This is a genomic window from Nitratiruptor sp. YY08-26 (assembly GCF_016593215.1).
In the GTDB taxonomy this organism is placed as follows: domain Bacteria; phylum Campylobacterota; class Campylobacteria; order Campylobacterales; family Nitratiruptoraceae; genus Nitratiruptor; species Nitratiruptor tergarcus.
On sequence record NZ_AP023063.1, the window covers coordinates 307,916 to 327,958 of the forward strand.

At 37.3% G+C, this 20,043-nt stretch carries 23 protein-coding genes and 1 pseudogene; 13 read left to right on the plus strand and 11 right to left on the minus strand.

The window, feature by feature from the left end:
* Nucleotides 1-2: 2 nt before the first annotated feature.
* Both JG738_RS01820 and JG738_RS01825 read right to left on the minus strand, forming a co-directional pair.
* Nucleotides 3-941, minus strand: coding sequence for an agmatine deiminase family protein (locus JG738_RS01820; RefSeq protein ID WP_201338040.1), 939 nt, complete (start codon nt 939-941; stop codon nt 3-5).
* Between the two features lie 43 nt (nt 942-984).
* Nucleotides 985-1,953: an integron integrase gene (locus JG738_RS01825; RefSeq protein WP_201338041.1), complete on the minus strand. Its 969-nt coding sequence runs from the start codon at nt 1,951-1,953 to the stop codon at nt 985-987.
* Between the two features lie 194 nt (nt 1,954-2,147).
* On the opposite strand from JG738_RS01825, the gene JG738_RS01830 reads away from it, so the two are divergent.
* The gene (locus tag JG738_RS01830) at nt 2,148-3,227 is read left to right on the plus strand and encodes a type I restriction enzyme HsdR N-terminal domain-containing protein (RefSeq protein WP_201338042.1); all 1,080 of its coding nucleotides are present in this window, start codon (nt 2,148-2,150) and stop codon (nt 3,225-3,227) included.
* A gap of 269 nt (nt 3,228-3,496) precedes the next feature.
* Here the strand turns inward: JG738_RS01830 and JG738_RS01835 are convergent.
* From JG738_RS01835 to JG738_RS01855, 5 genes and pseudogenes are all read right to left on the minus strand, one after another.
* A pseudogene (locus JG738_RS01835) lies at nt 3,497-4,728 on the minus strand (IS256 family transposase).
* Between the two features lie 202 nt (nt 4,729-4,930).
* Complete coding sequence (locus JG738_RS01840; RefSeq protein WP_201338043.1) at nt 4,931-5,578, minus strand: DDE-type integrase/transposase/recombinase; 648 nt, start codon at nt 5,576-5,578, stop codon at nt 4,931-4,933.
* A gap of 73 nt (nt 5,579-5,651) precedes the next feature.
* Entirely contained in the window at nt 5,652-6,461 is an 810-nt protein-coding gene (gene istB, locus JG738_RS01845) for an IS21-like element helper ATPase IstB (protein ID WP_370583670.1), read from the minus strand.
* Nucleotides 6,433-7,521 (minus strand): IS21 family transposase, encoded by a 1,089-nt coding sequence (istA, locus tag JG738_RS01850; RefSeq protein WP_201337008.1) that lies wholly within the window; start codon nt 7,519-7,521, stop codon nt 6,433-6,435. Before istA ends, istB begins: the two co-directional genes overlap by 29 nt.
* 292 nt (nt 7,522-7,813) lie before the next feature.
* The gene (locus tag JG738_RS01855; RefSeq protein ID WP_201338044.1) at nt 7,814-8,134 is read right to left on the minus strand and encodes a transposase; all 321 of its coding nucleotides are present in this window, start codon (nt 8,132-8,134) and stop codon (nt 7,814-7,816) included.
* Nucleotides 8,135-8,457: 323 nt separating this feature from the next.
* Here JG738_RS01855 and JG738_RS01860 point away from each other — a divergent pair, with 323 nt between their 5' ends.
* Genes JG738_RS01860 through JG738_RS01900 form a run of 9 tightly spaced genes read left to right on the plus strand, consistent with a single transcriptional unit; the run spans nt 8,458 to nt 15,843 of the window.
* Nucleotides 8,458-8,697, plus strand: coding sequence for a ribbon-helix-helix protein, CopG family (locus JG738_RS01860; RefSeq protein ID WP_201338045.1), 240 nt, complete (start codon nt 8,458-8,460; stop codon nt 8,695-8,697).
* Entirely contained in the window at nt 8,694-9,116 is a 423-nt protein-coding gene (locus tag JG738_RS01865) for a type II toxin-antitoxin system VapC family toxin (RefSeq protein ID WP_201338046.1), read from the plus strand. Before JG738_RS01860 ends, JG738_RS01865 begins: the two co-directional genes overlap by 4 nt.
* Before the next feature lie 2 nt (nt 9,117-9,118).
* Nucleotides 9,119-10,123, plus strand: a complete 1,005-nt coding sequence (locus JG738_RS01870; RefSeq protein ID WP_201338047.1) for an alanine racemase — start codon at nt 9,119-9,121, stop codon at nt 10,121-10,123.
* 53 nt (nt 10,124-10,176) lie between these two features.
* Nucleotides 10,177-10,842, plus strand: coding sequence for a response regulator transcription factor (locus JG738_RS01875; RefSeq protein WP_201338048.1), 666 nt, complete (start codon nt 10,177-10,179; stop codon nt 10,840-10,842).
* Between the two features lie 51 nt (nt 10,843-10,893).
* Complete coding sequence (locus JG738_RS01880) at nt 10,894-13,263, plus strand: hypothetical protein (protein ID WP_201338049.1); 2,370 nt, start codon at nt 10,894-10,896, stop codon at nt 13,261-13,263.
* Between the two features lies 1 nt (nt 13,264).
* Entirely contained in the window at nt 13,265-13,693 is a 429-nt protein-coding gene (locus JG738_RS01885) for a TlpA disulfide reductase family protein (protein ID WP_201338050.1), read from the plus strand.
* Nucleotides 13,690-13,902 (plus strand): DUF4266 domain-containing protein, encoded by a 213-nt coding sequence (locus tag JG738_RS01890; protein WP_201338051.1) that lies wholly within the window; start codon nt 13,690-13,692, stop codon nt 13,900-13,902. The genes JG738_RS01885 and JG738_RS01890 overlap by 4 nt, the downstream gene beginning before the upstream one ends.
* Nucleotides 13,893-15,038, plus strand: coding sequence for a DUF3570 domain-containing protein (locus JG738_RS01895; RefSeq protein WP_201338052.1), 1,146 nt, complete (start codon nt 13,893-13,895; stop codon nt 15,036-15,038). Before JG738_RS01890 ends, JG738_RS01895 begins: the two co-directional genes overlap by 10 nt.
* Nucleotides 15,039-15,060: 22 nt before the next feature.
* Complete coding sequence (locus JG738_RS01900) at nt 15,061-15,843, plus strand: FAD:protein FMN transferase (protein ID WP_201338053.1); 783 nt, start codon at nt 15,061-15,063, stop codon at nt 15,841-15,843.
* Here the strand turns inward: JG738_RS01900 and JG738_RS01905 are convergent.
* The 4 genes from JG738_RS01905 to ribA form a co-directional block, all read right to left on the minus strand.
* Complete coding sequence (locus JG738_RS01905) at nt 15,830-16,195, minus strand: hypothetical protein (protein ID WP_201338054.1); 366 nt, start codon at nt 16,193-16,195, stop codon at nt 15,830-15,832. The genes JG738_RS01900 and JG738_RS01905 overlap by 14 nt on opposite strands.
* Complete coding sequence (locus tag JG738_RS01910) at nt 16,192-16,392, minus strand: PP0621 family protein (protein WP_084275275.1); 201 nt, start codon at nt 16,390-16,392, stop codon at nt 16,192-16,194. Before JG738_RS01910 ends, JG738_RS01905 begins: the two co-directional genes overlap by 4 nt.
* Nucleotides 16,382-16,921 carry a 16S rRNA (guanine(527)-N(7))-methyltransferase RsmG gene (gene rsmG, locus JG738_RS01915; RefSeq protein WP_201338055.1) on the minus strand — a complete coding sequence of 180 codons (540 nt, stop codon included), beginning with the start codon at nt 16,919-16,921 and terminating at the stop codon, nt 16,382-16,384. The genes JG738_RS01910 and rsmG overlap by 11 nt, the downstream gene beginning before the upstream one ends.
* Before the next feature lie 72 nt (nt 16,922-16,993).
* Complete coding sequence (gene ribA, locus JG738_RS01920; protein ID WP_201338056.1) at nt 16,994-17,557, minus strand: GTP cyclohydrolase II; 564 nt, start codon at nt 17,555-17,557, stop codon at nt 16,994-16,996.
* 66 nt (nt 17,558-17,623) lie between these two features.
* Between ribA and hemB the strand changes: the two genes are divergently transcribed.
* The 3 genes from hemB to JG738_RS01935 are packed head-to-tail and all read left to right on the plus strand — an operon-like array spanning nt 17,624 to nt 20,043.
* Entirely contained in the window at nt 17,624-18,589 is a 966-nt protein-coding gene (gene hemB, locus JG738_RS01925) for a porphobilinogen synthase (protein WP_201338057.1), read from the plus strand.
* A 32-nt stretch (nt 18,590-18,621) separates the two neighbouring features.
* Complete coding sequence (gene argF / locus JG738_RS01930; RefSeq protein ID WP_201338058.1) at nt 18,622-19,548, plus strand: ornithine carbamoyltransferase; 927 nt, start codon at nt 18,622-18,624, stop codon at nt 19,546-19,548.
* On the plus strand, nt 19,549-20,043 hold the full coding sequence (locus tag JG738_RS01935) for a DUF2603 domain-containing protein (RefSeq protein ID WP_084275280.1): 495 nt from the start codon (nt 19,549-19,551) through the stop codon (nt 20,041-20,043).

Here is a 20,043-nt window from a genome sequence, read left to right on the forward strand (position 1 = left end):
CTTTAAAATATATTCATACAGCTACAATGAATCGAGCCGTGCTGGCGAATAAGCACTGAGGCATCAAGCCCAATGATATCTCGTGATGGGAAAAGTTTTTGAAAAATTTTCAGAACCTCTTCGTCATTTGGATCATTATATGTTGGCACTATTACTGCACCATTTATTATAACAAAGTTGGCGTAGCTTGCTGGAAGTCTTTCATTTTCAAAATATTTAGCTGAGACGAATGGCAAAGGGACTAACTCAAATCCAAAGCTTTGCAGCTCTTTTTCCATCAATTTTAATTCTTTATAGTGAATATCATTTTTATCATCACAGGTGATACAGGCTATTTTATTGGGGGATACAAAGCGCGCTAGCATATCGATATGGCTATCTGTATCATCACCTTCCAAAAAACCGTGACCTAGCCACAAAATCTTTTTGAGTCCGAAGAAGTTTTTTAAGTTTGCTTCAACTTCATCTTTTGATAGATGAGGATTTCTATTGGCTTCGAGAAGACATCTTGAGGTAGTGAGTAAAACTCCCTCTCCGTTACTATCGATACTGCCACCTTCTAATACAAAACCAATCTTTTTGGTATGAAAAATTTTTCTGTTGAGCTGATTATCGTAGTTTGCTGGAAATTTCAGCCCCCAGCCGTTGAATGTAAAATCAAGAAGTTTTGGTGTGTTGTTGTCAAAAACAGTAATAGGTCCGTAGTCTCGTACCCATGTATCGTTTGTCTGGGCTTTGAGGATTTTAATATTATGCTTTGTTGGAGGAAGAGTGAGATCTTCCTGTGTGATTAAATAGACATCTTGATAGTGAGCTACAATAGAAATAAACTCGTTGTAAAACTCTCTTACTTCATCTAAATATGGCAGCCAATCACCCTTTTCGTGAGGATAAGCAAGCAAGAGCGCCTTTTGCTCTTCCCACTCTGCAGGCAGTCTCATAACACACCTTTTTAATATGTTATGGTAGCAAAGTTTTATGATATTAAAAATCGAGAGGAGATTTGATACTGTTTTGACTAAGATTTCTTACAATATGTGTATAAATCATAGTGGTAGATATATCTTTATGGCCTAAAAGTTCTTGAATTGTTCTTATATCAAATCCAGCTTGAAGCAAATGGGTAGCATAAGAGTGTCTAAAAGTGTGTGCTGATACTTTTTTTGGAATTTTAGCTCTGTTTACAGCAGATTTAATATTTCTTCCAAAAGTAGTAGGTAATATATGAAATCGTATCATTTTGCCGCTTCTTGGGTCTTTTGAGATTTTTTTCATAGGAAAAAGATATTGCCATTTAAACTCTTTGTGGGCATTTGGATATTTCCTCTCAAGCCCATGCGGAAGATTGACATATCCAAATCCTTTGCTTAAATCTTCTTGGTGAATTTTTTCTATCTGTTTTACTTGGATATATAAATCATCTTTTATTTTTTGAGGAAGTGGTAGAATCCTATCTTTTTGACTTTTACTATCCCAAATATAGACATTATCAAATCCAAAGTCTATATCTTTGATTCTAAGTCTCAAAAGCTCATTCATCCTAAGCCCACAGCCATACATCAGCTCTAACATTAGTTTATATATCCCAGTCATATTGAAAATGATTTGCCTAACTTCATCTTTAGTCAAAACTACCGGCATATGCTCTTTTCTTTTAGCTCTTAGTGCTTGAATATTCCAATCTTTTGTATCAATCCCTAAAACCTCTTTATACAAAAATAAAATTGCATTAAAAGCTTGATTTTGTGTAGTAGGTGAAACATTTTTATTAACCGCAAGATGAGTTAGAAATTCTTCTATTTCAATTTTTCCCATATCTTTTGGATGTTTTTTATTATGAAATAGAATATACTCTTTATTCCAATATATATAACTCTTTTCAGTAGCTCTACTATAACCTTTAAATATAATTTTCTCTTTTAGAATATCAAGTAATTTCTTTCTTTTTTGCAATTTATAACCTTCTATCTATATAATATATAAATATATTATTATCACAATTTTCATAGATAAATCTACTTAAAAAGATATAATATCATAAATATTGATAGTAAAAGTATAATTATAATCAAATCTGTGTACATTTAAGGTTTTTGGGGTACAATGGTGTTATTGAATAAATAGTTGGGCAGATATAAGGATAGTTTATGGGTTTATCAGAACATCTGAAAAAAATAAGAGATGGGCTTCGAGAAGGTAGGTTTAATTCTGAAGCAGCAGTTTCTCAAGGCATTCTGTTACCTACTTTATATGAATTAGGATGGCCTATCTTTGATACTTCAATTGTAATTCCAGAATATACAGTCGAAGGTCGTAGAGTCGATTATGCTCTTTGTCATCCGAGAAATAAGCCTTATGTTTTTATTGAAGTAAAAAAGATAGGATTATCTGATGGCGCCGATAAGCAGTTATTTGAATATGCATTCCATCTCGGTGTTCCGATTGCAATTCTTACTGATGGGCAAGAATGGAGTTTCTATCTTCCTGGAGAACAGGGGCGGTATGATGAACGGAGAGTCTATAAACTTGATATATTAGAGAGAGATATTGAAGAAGCTGAAAGACGATTACAATCCTATTTGAGTTATCAACATGTATGTTCTGGTAAAGCACTAGAATCAGCACGCTCTGACTATAAGAATGTTTCCCGAATTAGAACCATAGAATCTACTCTACCTAAAGCATGGGAAGCACTGCTGAAAGATCACGATTCATTATTGTTGGATCTTCTCGCGGAAAAAGTGGAAGATCTTTGTGGGTATAAGCCTGATTTAGATTTATGCGGCCAATTTATAAATAATCAAATTCAAAGTGGCGCTAATATTATCCAACCAGAATTTACTAAAAAACCTTCTAAACCTAAAGAACCAACGTATAAAGCTTCAAATCGAAAAGGTAAATTTTCTATTATATACCGTGGAAAAGAAATAGAAGCTCGATCTGCACGTGATGTAATGATCAAAATATTTGAAATTCTATACAAGGAAGATAGCAGTTTTCTTGAAAGATTTGCTTCTCGAAAACACGGCAAAAAAAGACGATACCTATCTCGTGACAAATACGAATTATATCCTGGTAGACCAGATTTAGCAGATGAGCATTCAGTTGAGATAGTTTCTGGATGGTGGCTTGGCACAAATTACAGTCGCAAAAACATTCAGGATATTATAAATCTTGCTTTAGAAGTTGCTGGTGCACAAAAAAGTATAAGAGTAAATGTATTGTAAGCATTTGCCCAACAATTGGCTCAACTTGACCGCAGGGGCTTTGGGTTTTTTCAAGTTTTGAAGTCCGCACCAAGTTTTATTGGTTAGTCAAAGTCAGTGCCCCGCAATCCTGCGGCAAGTTAGCCAAAACGTTGTCTCGGACGCTTCGCTTACCGAGACAACAAGCGGGAGGAGCAGACATCTATATTAGAAAACTTCTTTTCAAATCCAAATGCCGTTCGCCCGCAGGGACCGTCATAATTTTGTGTCACCGATAGTCAGGAATTATATCACAACTCTAGAGCCTTATCCAATCTACCTTCAAAGTAGATAGCCAATTGAGAGATGGTAAGGCTCCAATTCTGAATGGGCATTGTCCACTTTTTCTGGGCATTTTTTCGTTTCACTTCGTTTAACATCACTGCAAGCAGAAGAATTCTCATATAAAGCAATTTCAATAGACTGTTTTCATTGGGGAGAGAACCCTTTGTTTTAGTTAGTTTTCTGAACTGACGATGCACGGACTCAATAATATTGGTAGTATAGATGATGCGTCTGATCTCCTGGGGATACTTGAAATAGTAAGAGAGGTTTTCCCACTTGTTCCTCCAGGATTGAATGACAATAGGGTATTTGTCTCTCCATTTCTCCTCAAGCCGATCGAGTTCCAGTTCTGCAGCCTCTTGGGAGATCGCCTGATAGACCTGTTTAAGATCCTTCATGAATTCCTTCTGATTCTTGGAAGCTACATATTTGAGTGAATTTCTAATCTGATGTATGATACATAACTGTACTTCTGTTTGCGGGAAAGTGGTGTTTATGGCTTCAGGGAAGCCTTTTAAACCGTCAACTGAAGTAATCAGAATATCTTCCACCCCTCTGTTGCGCAGATCGGTAAGAACCTGCAGCCAGAAGTTTGCACCTTCATTCTCTGAAAGATATAATCCAAGTATCTCTTTTCTGCCATTAAGACTGACACCAATATCGTATAGATAGCTTTAGAGACATAACGACTGTTCTCTTTGATCTTATAGTGTATGGCATCGAGCTAGACAAAAGGATAGACGCTTTCATGAGGGCGCTGTTGCCACTCTTTCAGTAGCGGAATGACTTTATCTGTCACTGCGCTGATGGTAGCCTTGGAAAAATGTATTCCATAAAAATCTTCTATATGTTCAGATATCTGTGCATAACTATTCCCCAATGCGTACAGGGCGAGGATCTTTTGTTCTATCTGATGGCTCATATGGGTCTGGTGTTTTTTAACCAGTTGGGGTTCAAAGGTACCGTTACGGTCTCTGGGAACTTCAAGATCGAACTCACCTACAGAACTTTTCATACGTTTGGAGGATTTACCGTTCTTTCGATTGCGGATCTCTTTGGAAAGATGAGATTCCAGTTCTGCCTCAAGAGCAGCTTCTGTCAGTTGTTTGATAAGTGGAGCAAGTACTCCATCTTTGCCATCTATTTTTGCTCCAGCCTTGATGGCCTCAAGAGCTTCATTTAAGTCGAAGTTTTCCATATTGTGTCTCTCCTTTAGATTATTTAATTCTATCGGATTGACACAAAATTTCTAATGCTCCCCACCCGCGCCCCCGTTAAATGAGGATGAAATAAAAAAGGCATATATTGAAACAGCTTTTTTCATTAGAAAATTTTTTACTGATATATGACTATGAGAATAGAAGAGGGATATTTGTAATGACCCCTCCCTTTCTGCACACCTAAGCCACTAAATGAAACACTTCAGCAGGAGTTTTGTATTGCAGCGCTGAATGTTTTCGTTTTAGATTATAGAAATCTATCCATTCTCCAATAATTTTATTAGCCTCCTTGAGTGATTTAAAGTTGTAGTGCCAAATACACTCTTCCTTGATAGTGCGGAAAAATCTCTCAATCATATCGTTTATCCTCGGCTTCGCCTGCGGGGTTGTCGCTTCGCTCGGACGCTCTGGAGTATAAGGAGTGATGAACTCTTGGGTAAAATTGTAGTCTTTGACTGTCTTGGTAAAGGATTTGCTGGTAAAAACTAGGCCATTGTCGCTTCGTAATACAATGGGCTCTTTCAATCTTTGGAGTCTTCCAAAACGGTAGATTAGACCTTCTTGCAAAGCTGCCTCTGTTGTGTTTGCTTTACCACTTTTTGAGAGTTTCCATCCAACGATTTCACGGGTACAAGTATCAATCACGCAAGCTGAAGTACTCCAGCCATCATTCCCACTGTAGATACGGGTCATATCGATAGCCCATCTTTGATTGGGATAGTGTGAACGTGAAGGCATCATTTTGGCTCTTGGCCTATGCCCTTTGGAATGCTTTCTTACCTGCCAACTATTGAGTTGCAGAATGAGCTGCACTACTTTTTTTTTCATCCCAAGTAGCAAAGCTGTCAAGTGCAACCTAAAAATGTACCAAGATGCGAAGTGAAAATGTACCACTTTGAAACTAAAAATTGTTATCGAGTCCAGTAAGGACACCAGCTTTTCTTTTTTGCTTAAGCCTGTAGCTTTCACCTTGGATATTGAGTATATGGCTATGGTGAATAAGCCTATCAAGTATTGCTGTAGTTAACGCTTCATCATTGTTGAGCACCTCCTTGAATTTTGTAAAAGATAGATTGCTTGTAATGATAATTGATCCTATTTCATACCGTTTATTGATAACCTGGAAAAAGAGATTGGCCTGGTTTTCATTGAGCTTGATATAGCCAAATTCATCGATAATCAAGAGTTTTACCGTATTGATAACCTTTTTGAAATAGTGCTGCAACCTGTTGGTCTGCTGCGCAATCTCAAGTTGTAAAAGCAGATCTGCTGCAGTGATGAATTTTGTTTTTATTCTTGCTTGTGTAGCAAGATATCCCAAAGCTATGGCCATGTGGGTTTTCCCAACACCGCTTGGTCCAATAAGCAGGATATTTTCGGCATTCTCTATAAATCTTAAAGTAGAAAGTTCATTAATAATATTTCTATCTACCGCAGAAGATGAGAAATCAAACATCTCTATGGTCTTTACTTTTGGAAAGCCTGCCATTTTTAGTGTTGTTGCTTTTGAACGCTCTATCTTCTTTTGATGTTCATATCTAAAAAGCTCAAGCAAAAAGTGGCTGTATGAAAGATTCTTTTTAGCTGCTTCTTGCGCTATGGATGAAAAGCTCTCTTTAATGGCAGGAAGTTTAAAAAGCGCAGCATACTCTTGTATCTGTTCATTTATACTGTGTATCTCTTTATGCATGGCAAACTCCCAAAAGCGCATCATACTCCTCTAAAGAACTCTTAGCTGTATTATGTATGTTTATGCTGTTTTTATACTTTTTATTTGACAAGGAAAGCTTTTTATCTATGCAATTGTCATATTCTTTTTTGTTATGCAAGCTTTTTGGCTTGGCTGAAATTATTAGCGGCAGCAGAACTTTTTGCTCTTTTATAAAGAGCTCTTTTGGTTTTTGCTTCGTTGTTGCGTGCACTCTATTATGAACAATTTCAAGCCACTGAAATATCTGGCTGTTAAGAAGCTTTGTATCTATAACAAGCGAAGAGTTTTTGAGTCTTGCTTTCAAAGGAATATAGAAGTTTCCTTTCATATAGCCTATAACTCTCTCTACCTTCCCTTTTGTTTTTGCCCTGTAGGGTTTACAAAGTTTTGGAATAAATCCATACTCTTTGGAAAAATCCAAAAACCTCTCATTAAATCTGTGTTTTGCATTCCCGTAAGCGTTATGCTCTATCACCACGCTTTTGAGGTTGTCGTAAAGAATGGTTCTAGGCACTCCCCCAAAGAAGGCGAAAGCCTTTTTATGACAATCTATAAAACTATCAAAGCGCATATTGTCTGTAAAGCAGATAAATGCGTATCTGCTATAGCCCAAAATCATCGCAAAGGCATAAATGGGATTCTTCCCTCTTCGTATCACCGTCCAGTCAGCTTGCGCCTGCTCGCCCGGATCTGTCTCAAATCGCACTACCTCTTCCTCTTTTACGCTCATATGCTCTTTATAAAGCCCGCTCATAAACGCCTGCAATATTCTTATCTTCCCCTCATACCCTTTTGCTGTAATCTCCCGGTATATTACCGTTGAAGGAATTTTATCCGGCAACCCTTGAGTTATTCTCTTTTTTATATACTCTTTGTATGGATCGAGCTTCGATTTGTAAACTCTCGGTTTTCTTGGCAGAAGCTTATCCTCTTTGAGTCTTTTGGATACGGTTCTTCTATCAAGTCCCGTCATCCTTGCAATAGCTCTTATGCTGTATCCTTGTCTGTAAAGTGTATGTACCATCACAAACTCCTCGTATGTAATCACTATTGCCTCCAAATATTTTTGGAAGCGATTATATTCTCTTATATTTCCTCATCTCATGGATGGTACATTTTCATCTTGCGTCTGTGGTGTATTTTAACATTGCAGGTGACACAAAGCTAAACGACGATAGCCATACGTTGGAAACTTCTCTATTTTCTCTTTGACTTTTTGGACACGCTCTTCGTCTAGTTTCCGTTTTCTCTTAGTGGATTTATAATACTCCTGCGAGGAATATTAAATACCTTACAGAGTTTTGTGATGCTGATTGGGTGGCCTTCATTTCTCATTTCACTGTGTACTTGCATCACTTCTTCTCTTTTCCTACAGAAGCGTCGTACTTTTTTAATGTAATATTCTCTAATGTCAGCTCTTCAATAACCGCCTTCATATCTTTTATCTTCTCTTCATATATGGCAGCTATATCTTTGGATCTGGCTCTTAGCTGATTCTTCATGCCTCTTCTGGCATCTTCCATCCACTCCTCTATTGCTCCAGGCGCTAAATCATACTTTCTCACAACTTCAGATACTGTAGTTTTCCCTTGAAAAACATCCATCACAATGGAAGTTTTCTTTTTTGCTGTAAATCTTTTTATCTCTTCTTGGTTTTTATTTAATTTCTCCATTTTTGGCCTTTTATTCTTTCCTTATTTAATATTTTGTGTAGTTGGGCTGGTGGGGGTCGGTATAATTTCCATTTATCCAAACAATGAGAGCAAAAAGCAAGTTTAATTTAGTATTTGAATAATTTCATGGAAATGAGTTGTTCACGGTTAATTAAGTACTGTGTAAACGACTAAAAACTTTTTAGAAAACTAAACTTGGTATCATCCATTTTTTGGCTATTACGAAAGAGGAGTTTTTTGTCATAATAGCTTATAATAGATATTATATGTAGCATGCAATACGTATGTTATAATACATAAAAACTTGTATATATGGAGAGAATATGACTGTGAGGAAAAATTTTTTATTAGATGAAATCATAGCGAAACATTTGGAAGAGATTGCAAAAAAAGAAAAAACGACGCAATCGGAAGTAATTAGAAAACTTATAAAAGAAAAATATCAAGAATATCTAAAAGAGGAAAAACTAAAAGCTTTTCAATCTATTATGCAAGTTGAACCTGGAAGTTTAGTTGGAAAAACTATTCAATCTGTAAAAGAGGAGATGGGTAATAATATATGAAAATATTTTTAGACGCTAATATTATTTTAGATATTTTGGATATTAAAAGAGAATTTCATGAATATAGTGTAAAAACGTATGAATATTTAATTTTAAATCATCAAATTTTTACATCTTGTGATTTAATTACTACAATATATTATATTAATGCAAAAATTGATAAAGAAAAGGCAATATTGAACATTCAAAAAATTATAAAAACACTAACATTGATTGAATTTTCAAATGAAGATGTAGAAAAGGCGTGTGATTTGATGTTAAGAAATAAGGATTTTAAAGATTTAGAAGATACACTTCAATATATAATGGCAAAAAAACAAAATTGTAATATGATCATATCAAATGATGAAAATTTTGTTAGTAAAGATATAGAGATTTTAAATAGTAAAGAATTTTTTAATAGATTTATCAAAGAGTAGATATGGCATACATAAAACTCAATAAAAACGCCTTTTTTCACAATTTAGACCTTATTACCAAAAAAGCGGGTGGTAATGAAAAGGTCGCCATTGTTTTAAAGGACAATGCCTATGGGCATGGGCTTTTGGAGATTGCCAAATTAGCAAGTGAGTATGGTATCAAAAGAGCGGTGGTGAGAAATATCGCCGAAGCTAAAGAAATAGAAAATCTTTTTGACTACATTCTCATTTTGGCTGATACTCCACAGCAAAAAGAGAAATTTTATTATACTATCAATAGCATAGAAGATCTCAAAAGATTTCCCACTGGCTCCAATATTGAGTTCAAAGTCGATACAGGAATGCATAGAAACGGCATTATGCCAGATGAATTGGAAGAGGCTTTTAAAATTATTATAAAAAGATCTCTCAATCTCAAGGGGATTTTTACTCACTTTCGCAGTGCAGATGAGTTAAGTAGCGAGCTTTTTTGGCAAGAGAGAAATTTTGATGAGGTAAAAAAGAGAAGTTTAGAGCTTGTTGAAAGGTATGGATTACCAAAGCCGCTTTTTCACTCTTGTAACTCCGCAGCACTTTTTCGAAAGCAAAGAATAGAGGATGATTTTGCTAGAGTTGGAATAGCTGCGTATGGCTATTTGGAAACTGATGAGATTTTTAAATCTCCTCCATTAAAACCGGTTTTGTCTCTTTGGGCAAAGAGGCTCTCTTCAAGAGTGCTCAAAAAAGGGCAAAGAGTAGGGTATGGAGGAGTATTTGAGGCTGATCGGGATATGGTGGTTTCCACTTACGATATTGGCTATGGAGATGGGATCTTTCGGTCTCAAAAGAGTATCGTAGATGGTAAGATTTTAGGGCGTGTGAGTATGGATAATATCATCGTAGAGGGCAAGCAAGATGAGATCTGTGTTTTTGATGATGTAAAAAGAGTAGCTCAAGAGATTGGTACAATCAGCTACGAAGTCCTCGTAAAACTCTCTGCTGCTTTGCCAAGAGTTTTTGCAAATTAATTTTTTGTTATCTACTTAACACCCACTTAATAAACAATCGTTATAGTAGCAGTATGAAAAGAAGAATACTGCTTCTTGAAGATGATCAGCTGCTACGAGAGACGATTGTAGATTTTTTAGAAGATCGCTATACTATTATAGCTGTAGCAAATGGTCTTGAAGCTTTAGAAGCACATTTCAATGAAACCTTTGACCTCTACCTCATTGATATTAATGTTCCCCAGCTCAATGGGATCGATTTTTTGCAATATCTTCGCGAAAAAGAGGATAGAGTGCCTGCAATATTTATCTCTTCATATAACGATTTAGAAACTATCAAAAAAAGTTTTCGAGTTGGAGCAGATGATTATCTCAAAAAGCCTTTTGCAATTGAAGAGCTTGATTGCCGCATAGAAGCGGTGTTACGGCGCTATTATGCAAAGTCTCATACTGTAGAGATAGGCAATAGATGTCAATACGATCTCTTTCAAAGAGTTCTTCTTTGTAATGGAGAAGCAATCTACCTTCCTTCCAAAGTAATGCGGCTCCTTGAACTTCTTATTCGCAATGCCAATCGGTGTACTACAAATGAAGAGATAATTGAAGCTCTTTGGCACCCTAGCGAGGAGTATAGCATTGGGAGTATACGTATTTATCTCAATACCCTCAGAAAATATCTTGGAAAAGAGAGTATCAAAAATGTCAAAGGAGAGGGTTATATTCTCATACTTAATAGATAATTAATTCATAGATTTTATCATTTTCCAACATTCAAATATAAGGAGTATAGCATGGAATGTTGGAAAAAGGTCATAGTTATGAGTATAAGTGCATTTACGTTATTGAATGCGCAGCCGTTGGATATAGATGCGTATAAAAATGCCTTATATAACTATTTGCAGTCACATCAGCTCAAGATAAACGGCAAATTTTACAAGTATGATTTTGAACATGATGGCAAAATCGATGCCAACGATTGGCTCTATGTTGCTTCCAACGAAGAGTCCTATCGACTTATGGGTAATACTCCTTCTTCTAAAGATCCCTTTGGTTGGCAAAAAGTTACTATAAATCCACAAGGAGCTCCTGATGGCTATTTTATCTATCTTAAAGATTTTTCACTAGATAAAGAAGAGCAAGGAACGGATGCATTTTCTTGGGTATATGTAAGCAATAACAAAGTCTATAAGCTTATGGGGGCTACACAAGATCACCAATTTCGCTATCTTGATCTAAATGGTGATGGTAGTGCGGATCCTTTAGATATTACTTACACGATTGAAGAAGATGTGATAACATTTTCAAGTAAGTCGCAAAATACAAAAGAGCTACTCTTTTATGGCTTAACCAATCATAGAGTACTTGCAGGACTGAAGAGTGTTACACTCTTTGATCCTAAAAACCCTTCACAAGCAATCTATACCAACGCAGATACTACAGATGTAAGACGACCTGAAGTAACTACCAAAATGGATAATTTTAATCCAGCAACATTGAAATATGAAGGGTTGCATCGCAAATATGTGCATTTTGTATCTGGTGGATATGCATATAGAGCCGATCTTCAAACTGGCGTGGTGGTTAAGCAGGCTCCTTTTGCTTTAGATACATCTCGTCAATTGCGTTATACAAAGATTTCCTATCTTGGCACAAATGTATTTTTGATAGCAAAAGATGCAAACAAAACTCACCAATATCTAATAGCTCCTTGGAGTGATAAAGAGCACTTGCCTGCTATTTTTGATGGTAAGAGACTCGTTGATGTAACTTATCCATCTTATGGTGCAGCGATAGATGGTTATATGGTAACGGCTGGAAAATCTTTGCAAAAATGTGATATAGAACTAAAGCAGTGTCAAGAGATTCTTACCTTTACAAAATCTGCTAGCCTACTTGGCAATATATTAAGTACTACAAAAGCTGTTTTTAATGTTGATAATCAAGCGGTTATTGTGGATAAAGCCAAAGGAAATGTTGAGGATTTGCAATTGCAGCTTCCTTCTCGCATTGGGCATACAACACCATATGCTTATAATGACAACCATATCTATTTTCTTCAAGATGGTAAGCTGTACGATTTTGATTTAGCTATGCGTAAGCAAAATATACTTTCTGATGGCATAGAGAGTGGGAGTTTTCGTGCATTTACAGATAAAATGGTTATTGTTGCAGATGATGATAATATGTATGCAGTGGCAAAAGATGGATCAACGCCTCAAGCCCTTCATCTTTCTCAAATAGCTAAAACTAAAGGGCATAAATACGACTTTTCAATTGCCACAAAAGATCATTATCTTTACAACCTCTTTTGGGTAGAACCAGAGACAGGACGTATACATTTTCGTGCATGTGTGCTTGATGATGCTATGCACAATAGCTGTAAAGAGGATAGCTTTTGGGCATCTACCATTGTAGCAAATCCAAATGGAGTATTGACCTCTTCAAGTAACTATCCTTATACTGCATTAAAATTTATTCGTATTGACAATGCAGATAATTATGGTGGTGGAGATGTAAAAGCGATTGATCAAGCCTCTCCTCTTGGTGATGGTATTCTTCTAGGAAAAGTAGCTGATTATAATTTTCAAACATTTATAAACTCTGGCTATAAAAATGAAAATATTCCAAGTGGTGGTTATATTGTGCTCAATGCAAAAAATGATGCTAACTACAAAGGAGAGAGCTTTTTAGTCAATATTAATGAGGCTAACTCTTTGCAGAATATCACCCACGAACCAGAGCCGCTTGATAGTGAGATTAACCGTGGCCGCAGCCACTGCCATGGACGCTACTGCTCTATTTGTCACAGTTTTGCAGGAGGAAAGATTTATGCAGATTGGAACACTTCGGCTCATAAGCCAGTAGATCTTACACCAACAACAGTTGGTAAATATACGATACGTTTTATGTTTGATAATGGTCAGACATTAAGAGCAGTAATTAAAAAAGGAATGGGAGAGAATTTCAATACAAAGTTGCAAAACCTTGCTGGCAAAAATTTTACCGCTCAAGTAGTTGATCTTAATGGCACCGTGCACAACAGTTCTGGTGAATATACACACCAAGGAGCGGCATATTTTAACTGTAACTACTGTCACTCTCGCCATGGAGGACGAAACGGTGCACCAGGACCGATCACTATAAAACCTATTGGAGAGTAGTATGCAAAAGGGGTTTTTGATATTGCTCTTTTCTTTGATACTTTTTGCTCGGGAGATTCCTCAAGATCTCCTGCAAAAGCTGCATTTGCAAGGTGCAAAAATTGGTGTAGTAGACTTTTTTGCCTCCTGGTGCCACTCCTGTAGGTTTGAGATACCTCGTATTATGGATGTTGCTCATAAAAATAAAGATGTAAAATTCGTTGGCGTAGCTATAGATGATAATCCATCAGATGCAAAAAGATTTGTAAATAGGCTTGGTATCGATATGCCAGTGGTATATGATAAGGAGCATACTATCGTTAGTTGGTTTAATCCGGTAGGCGTACCGGCACTCTATATCCTTAAAGATGGCAAGATAGTTGGAAATATTATAGGTGCACATGAAGACATTGGTGAGCTTTTAACTCAAAAAATAGAGAGCTTGCGATGAGGTGGATAGTTTTGGCTGCACTGCTTTTTTTGCAAGGTTGCAGTGTAAAAGAGGTGAAACCTTGGCAAAAAGGAACACTGGCAAAAGAGTCAATGCAACAGGGAGCTTGTGCGAAACGATTTAGCAAATTTTTGCACCATATCTACTTTTCAAAAGAGGCAAGTAAAGGTGGCGGAGGTATTGGGGGAGGAGGTTGTGGATGCAACTAAGAGTTTCACTCGTCTTATCTCTTTTGCTAAGTGCTGCTGTGGCAGAGGATAGTGTAAGCATTCACTATCTTTACTATGATGAAGATAGTGGGCGCACCACAGTAAAAACTCCATCATTGCAAATAAGCAAAGATTTTGGGCTTGATTATAGTGTGGATTTTTCATACTCATACGATACCCTCTCAGGGGCAAGTCCTACCTTTTATGATGCAGCAAGCGGAGCATCTGCGAAAGCTCCTGAAGGAGTTGTTTATAGTGATGCGGTGCGTTATGATAATGTGCCTTATAGCGATAATAGAAGAGCCTATGGATTACAACTGACAAGAAGGATGCCTCAAAGCAGAGATGAGCTAAATATTGGATTAAACTATTCAAAAGAGCGAGACTATATTGCAAAAGAGGTAACAATTAGTTTTATGCATTACTTGGATAGCTATAAAAATAGCTCTCTTACCTATGGTTTTGCTTATCAGCACAATACACCAAAGGTTGCTTGCTCTTTCAATCCAAAAGAGTGTGACAGTGTAAGTGGTGCAAGTGGAGTTGTTAATAAGCGTATGGAGTCATATCAAATTTCTTTTGGATATTCGCAGATTATAGATAGTAAAAGTGAATATAAACTATCTCTCTTTGGTATATTTGAAAATGGGTATCTCTCAAACCCCTATATGAAGGTGGTGCGTGACAATAACGGTTTTTCAGCGCAAATTGTCCCGGAAAATAAACCTCCTACGCGTAATGCTATAGGAGTAGATGTGGAGTATAAAAAGGCGTGGCAAAATGATATGTTTACAAAGCTCTATTACCGGTTTTATCATGATGATTGGGATATAGATTCACATACAGTTAATATAGAAATGACAAAAGATATGCAAAAGTTTTCTTATGGAGGAGGGGTGCGCTGGTATCGGCAGTCTAGAGCCTTTTTTTATAGTGGAACAAAAGACTATTTTACTAATCAAATCTATGCATCAAGTGATCGCAGAATGGACTCTTTTGCAAGTAGCGGATTTTATTTGTGTCTGCGCTACAGGCAAAATGATAAGATAGAGTGGAGTGTTGATGGAGGATGGTATAATCAGCCAAAGTTCTACCATAGTAGCTATTTTGGTATAGGAGTGAAGTATCGCTACTAAGCAGATTTTTCGCTTTGCGGCTATGAATACGCCCTGTGAATTGATTTTGTATGCTCCAGCAAATGTGGCACAGCAGGTAGCACAAGAGATATTTTCGCAAACAAAAAAGCTTGAAAAGAGGTATAACTTCTTTGATCCAAACTCTTGGCTTTTTGCTGTTAATGCGAGAAAAGTGCAAACAGTCGATGAGGAGAGTTACCAAATTTTAGAGCAGGCAAAGAGATTTTATGAAAAAACAGGCGGTATTTTTGATGTAAGTACAGGAGCTTTGAAAGAGTGTTTGCAATATAAAAGTTTGGCGCAAATAGAGGAGTGTATAGCCAAAAGAAAATCTTTTTGTGGTTGGGAACATATTCAATTACAAAAGAGAAAAATCACTTTTGATAACCCTTATACCAAGATTGATCTTGGTGGTTTTGTCAAAGAGTATGCGGTAGATAGCGCAAAAAGAGTTTTAAAGCGCCACAAAGTAAATGGTATTATAAATTTCGGAGGCGATATTTTTGCAGTTGGTACAAAGCCGGATGGATCTGCTTTTCGTATTGGAATCAAGAATCCCAAAGATCCATCAAAATTTGCTATATTTGTAGAGTTGCAAGATATGGCAATAGCCACATCTGGAAATTATGAGCGCTTTGTTGAAAAAGAGGGGTGTAAAATTTCACATATTGTTGGTGCAAAGGAAAAAGTAGCCTCAGTAAGCGTAGTAGCTCCTACTTGCCTTGAGAGTGGAGTATATGCTACGGCATTGCATATCAAAAGTTGTTTAGAGCAGCCTTATAAAACAATTTTTATCTATAATTAGTGCATAAAATTCCATCAATTCCCGCTTTTATGACCTCTTCTATTAAGCGGCAATCTGTTTTTGCAATTACTTTAGTATCAAAAAGATAATTTTCTGCTACTTTTTGCACCTCTTTTGCCAAAGGGAGGTTACAAAGTAAAAATTTTGCTTCCAGAGCATTTGCATAGACTGCTTCAGTGGTAGAAGAGATCCACACTGCACAAGTGATGTTGTTGTCTTGGCAGTAGTGCAAAAGATCGAAATCAAACGCAAAAGCTACAATTGCATTGGCTGGAATTTGTGCGATCTCTTCTTTGCTTTTGATTGTGATAATCGGTGGACTAGGTATTTTGGGATGACCAAAGATTATCACTCTTTTACTCCTGCGCATTTTTTGGAGCAGTAGTATTTACCATCTTTGATTATTGCCTCTTTGCTACTAAAATATGTACCACACTTATCACACTCGACCATCACATCTGTCTCTTTATCTGGCAGTGGCTTTTTTTTGATAAAGAAGTAGTAGACTCCTCCAATAATAGCTGCTAAAAGTAAAATTTTAAATAACATCTTTTCCCTTTAAAAAAAGATAGCGGCGTTTGCCATTTTGTTTAATCTGATAATTTTTCAAATCATCTAACTCTTTGAAAACCTCTTCGCCTTTATAAAAGAGTATCGTTGTCTCTTTATTGATAAAATCTTTTGCCAATTGTAGCAGATCTTTTGTTGGCATCACAGCTCGTGATGTAATGAGATCTACTTTTGTTGGCGCAATCTCTTCTATGCGAGAGGGTATAACTGTGACATTGTCTAGCTTTAATGCTGTTTTGATGTAGTGCAAAAAGGATGCACGTTTTTTTCGCGGCTCAACCAAGATCCAATGAGTCTGTGGCATGGCAATTGCAAGCACAAGTCCAGGAAATCCTGCCCCTGTGCCAATATCGAGAGCTTTTTGGGGTGTGGAGTCTAAGAACTGCAAAGGATAGAGGGAGTCGTCAATATTTTTTTGTACCTCTTGTGGAGTTTTTGCTCCCGTGAGATTATGAATGGTATTCCACTCAAGCAATTTTTGTGAAAAGAGCTCCAACTTATCTTGCAAATTGTTCCTTTATACAAGCTTTTTATAATTATAGCGTGCAATGTACCGGCCGTTGCCAAGCTTTTAGCGAAATTATAGGAGATGCCCCATCTTCTCTTTTTTAATCTGAAGATATTTTTCATTGTGAGGGTTGGGTGTTACTTTGATAGGTATGCGCTCAATAATTTCCACATCTTTAAGGCTTTCGATCTTTTTTGGATTGTTGGTAAGGAGCTTTATCTTTTTGATGCCGTAAAAGTCGAGAATGAACTCTACCATCTCATAGGTGCGCTCATCTGCACTAAAACCTAACTGATGGTTTGCTTCAATTGTATCATAGCCTCTATCTTGGAGCGCATAGGCGTTTACTTTATTGAGAAGCCCGATATTGCGCCCCTCTTGGCGAAGATATATCACCATACCACCATGCTTTGCGATGTAGTTGAGGGCAAACTCTAACTGCTCGCCGCAATCGCACTTTTTACTGCCGAGGGTATCTCCTGTAAGACACTCTGAATGTACCCGCACTACCGGTACATCGCCGAGAGGCTCTTTCATAATCACAAGATGCTCTTTGCACCCTTGGGCAAAACACTGTATTGTGAAATCACCATATTTTGTTGGGAGACTGGCTTTTTCGCTTACCTTTATATCCATTTAGCCTACTTTTGGTAAAATGTAATGAAATTATATCAAAAGAACTTATATACAAAGGAAATGCAAATGTTTAAAAGATTTAGAAGGCTTCGCATCAATCCAGTATTGCGCGATCTTGTGCAAGAGATAAGGCTCGATATCAACGATTTTATCTATCCTCTTTTTGTAAGAAACGGTGAGGGCGTAAAAAATGAGATAGCTTCTATGCCAGGAGTCTATCAGATGAGTATTGATGAGATCCTCAAAGAGTGTGAAGAGCTCAAATCTTTGGGGCTTAGAGCAATTATTCTCTTTGGTATCCCAGATACAAAAGATAGTGTAGGGAGTGAAGCGCTCTGTGAGCATGGTATTATAGCAAGAGCTGTAAGAGCAATTAAGAAAACACATCCTGATATGTTTGTGGTGACAGATCTCTGTTTTTGTGAATATACCGATCATGGGCACTGTGGTGTGCTCGATCCAAAGTTGCAAACGGTAGATAATGATGCAACGCTCACTCTTTTAGCTGAGCAGGCAATTGTCCATGCAAAAGCGGGAGCCGATATGATAGCTCCAAGTGGTATGATGGATGGGATGATTACAGCTATTCGTGCTGGACTTGATGAAGCTGGTTTTAGCCATATTCCTATTATGAGTTATTCTACAAAGTTTGCCAGCTCATACTATGGGCCGTTTCGCGATGTGGCTGAGTCTGCTCCTAGCTTTGGAGATAGAAGAAGTTATCAAATGAATCCTGCAAATAGACGAGAAGCGATTTTAGAAAGTATCGAAGATGAAACAGAAGGAGCAGATATTTTGATGGTAAAGCCAGCTCTTGCCTATCTTGATATTGTGCGTGATATTAGAGAAGCGAGTATGCTTCCTTTAGCGGTTTATAATGTTAGTGGCGAGTACTCGATGCTCAAAATGGCAGCGCGTGCTGGTGTGATCGATTATGAACGGGTGATGATGGAGACGCTTCTGGGCTTTAAGAGGGCTGGTGCAGATATCATTATTACCTATCATGCCAAAGAGGCAGCAAAACTGCTATAATAACTGTTTCTATTTTGCTAAAAGGATGGCCTTTGAGACACTTTTTGACACTCAAAGATTTTACGAAAGAAGAGATTTTAGAAATTATTACATTAGCCGAGCAGATAAAAACAGAGACAAAACGCAAAGAGTTTGTGCCATATCTTGAAAACCAGACTCTTGCAATGATTTTTGAAAAGAGCTCTACACGTACGCGAGTAAGTTTTGAGGTGGGGATCTATCAGCTTGGAGGTATTGGTCTTTTTTTGAGTAAAAACGATTTGCAGCTAGGGCGTGGCGAGCCTATGAAAGATACCGCGCGGGTAGTGAGCCGTATGTGTGATATGGTGATGATCCGCACCTTCGAGCAAGCAAAACTTGAAGAGTTTGCGGCCTATAGCAAAGTGCCTGTTATTAATGGTCTCACAAATGAGTACCATCCTGTGCAACTCATGGCTGACTATTTGACTATGAGAGAGTTTGGAAAAGCCGAAAATCCCGTAGTTGCATACGTGGGCGATGGGAACAATATGGCGCACTCATGGCTGATGCTTGCAAGTAAACTTGGATTTACACTCCGTATCGCAACGCCAAAAGGGTATGAACCAGCAAAAAATGTGGTAGAAGATGCATTGCGTTTTGCCAAAGAGAGTGGAGCGAAGATAGAATTTACAAACGATCCCAAAGAGGCTGTTGTAAATGCTGATGTTGTAACCACTGATACTTGGATTAGTATGGGGCAAGAGGATGAGAAAGAAAAGAGACTCAAAGATTTTCAAGGATATATGGTAGACAAGCAGATGATGGCATTAGCAAAATCTGATGCAATCTTTTTGCACTGTCTCCCTGCATATAGGGGTTATGAAGTGAGTGAAGAGATTTTTGAAGCACATGCTGAAGAGATTTTTACAGAGGCGGAAAACAGGCTCCATGCCCAAAAGGGTGTTATGGTATGGCTTGATCGCAAAAGGAGAGGATAAATGGATCCGGTAAAAATAACGGGTGAAAATCTGCTGAGTCAGATAAATAAGATGGCAGGACAACTTGGTATTGAAAATCCTGCAAACGTAACAGTAGTTAAACTTGAAGATACAGAAGACCCTAACAAAAAAACACTTGAGTTGATACAAGGAAGTTGGGAGAACAATGCACCATGGTTTGTTATTGGCAAAGAGAATAAAGTCTTTGTACTCTCAAGTCTTGAAGCGATGCTGCATCTTATAAAATCCCTCAACGAAGCAAAGTATGAAAATTTCAATCTTAAACTAGAAAAAGCGATCTTAGAAAATCTACCAATAGATTTTAATGATGTGTGGGTGGTAGCAATGAATGAGATCCAAAAGCGTCTCGCTGAGTCAAAAAACAAAAATCTCCTTGATATCGATATCAAAAAGCTTGTACAAGATATCAAGAAAAACCATCCAAATCTCTTTATGCGACTTAAAGATTTCCAATTTCCACCAATGCAAGGATAA